This window comes from Thermogutta sp., from assembly GCF_039793925.1.
In the GTDB taxonomy this organism is placed as follows: Bacteria; Planctomycetota; Planctomycetia; order Pirellulales; family Thermoguttaceae; genus Thermogutta.
Map to the genome: position 1 here is coordinate 1 of NZ_JBAMME010000045.1, position 1,651 is coordinate 1,651.

Here is a 1,651-nt window from a genome sequence, read left to right on the forward strand (position 1 = left end):
TATGTACCAGTCAAGATAGCGCTCGACAAAAGCATAAGCAGAAGGATCTTCAAGCAAGGCCAAAGCTGCAAAATTTGAAAAATAAGGAACCGCCCGGTTCTTTTCCGGATTAAGACACAACACCCCGTGGGCCCGGTTACCCGGACTGTATACCTGACAGTTTTTCAGCCATTCAATCTGGTCAGCCATAATTTCCAAAAAGAGATCATGATCAGCCATGCCGAGGCCCCTTTTCAAACTTTCTGACTTGCCGGAGGAAGAGATTCGGGCAAGGTTTTTGTGGATCTACCCTGAAAATAAACTAACGTAAAAAAACAATAACCACCACACTCAGAACTGTTAACAGTTCCGGTCAGAAAACTCATATTCCGGAAAAGCCGGAGCTTTAGGCAACATTCAATTCCAGCGAAACCTTGTAGCCCAAAGATTCAAGTTTTTTCACCGCCCGGTGGACGGTGGCCTCTTTTTTGAGCCGGTCAAAGTAGTCGGCACCTATTTCGATATACGGCCTGCGTCTTTTTAAAACGTGGTAGACAATCACCAGAATACTGTGACCAACGGCAACGGCCGCCCGGTTGGCCCCCCGGCGGGCGGCAATCCGGTGGTACTGAGAGGAAAGGTAGGTGTTCTTAGTTCTGGCGGCGGCCCGGGCAGCTTCGACCAGGATATTGCGCAAAGAATTGTTTCCTTTGCGCGTCCGGCCCGATTTGCGTTTCCCGGCACTCTCGTTGTTGCCCGGACACATCCCCGCCCAGGAGGCAAGATGCGCAGCGGAAGGAAAGCGTTCCATACTGGTGCCGATTTCGGCCAGGATTTGTTCGGCCGCGCGTCTGCCTACGCCGGGAATGGTGTCCAAAAGGGCCAGGGCTTCTTCAAAAGGGCGCATCCGCTCCTCAATCTCCTGGTCCAAAAGGGCGATCTGCTGGTCTAAAAAGTCGATGTGCTCTAGCTGGACGGCCAAAAGCATCCGCTGGTGGGGGCCGATTAAACCGGTAAGGGCTTTTTCCAACTGTTCTTTCTTGCTTTTCATCCGCCCCCGGGCCAGCCCGACGAGAAACTTGGGGTCGTTGATGCCGTGAATGATTGCTTCGATCATGGACCGTCCGGAGACCCCCAGGACGTCGCTGGCCACGGAGGAAAGCTTGATGTTGGCCCCTTCCAATACCTTCTGCAGGCGGTTGACTTCCCGGGCGCGTTCGTTGACCAGGCTTTTGCGGTAGCGGACCAGCTCCCTTAACTCCCTTTGTTCCCGGTCGGGGATGTAGCTTCCTTTTAAAAGCCCGTGCCGGAGGAGGTCGGCAAGCCACTCGGCGTCTTTTAAGTCGGTTTTGCGTCCGGGTACTGCCTTGAAATGTTGGGCATTAATCACGAGCATGGTGATTTCCTCCATCTCCAGGAGGTTGTAAATGGGCTTCCAGTAGACGCCGGTGCTTTCCATGGCCACGTGGGTGCACCCTTTCTCCTTGATCCACTGGACTAAGGCCACCAGGTCGTCGGTCACGGTTCCAAAAGTTTTGAGTTCTTTCCCCTCGGGGGTGATGACGCAAGCCGTGATGCTTTTTTTGTGCACGTCCAAGCCGCAACAGCGCTCGTAAATAACGTCCACCAGAAAATCTTCTTTCGCGGCGGCAGTTTTTGTTGCGGCTGGTGC

At 53.6% G+C, this 1,651-nt stretch carries 2 protein-coding genes; both read right to left on the reverse strand.

The genetic code is table 11. From position 1 onward, the window contains the following. Positions 1 to 219, reverse strand: a 219-nt coding sequence (locus ABJK56_RS01545) for a hypothetical protein (RefSeq protein ID WP_347242904.1), incomplete at its 3' end; no start/stop codon positions are given. Positions 220 to 385: 166 nt separating this feature from the next. Further along, a partial coding sequence (locus tag ABJK56_RS01550) for an IS110 family transposase (protein WP_347242905.1) occupies positions 386 to 1,651 on the reverse strand: 1,266 nt, incomplete at its 5' end.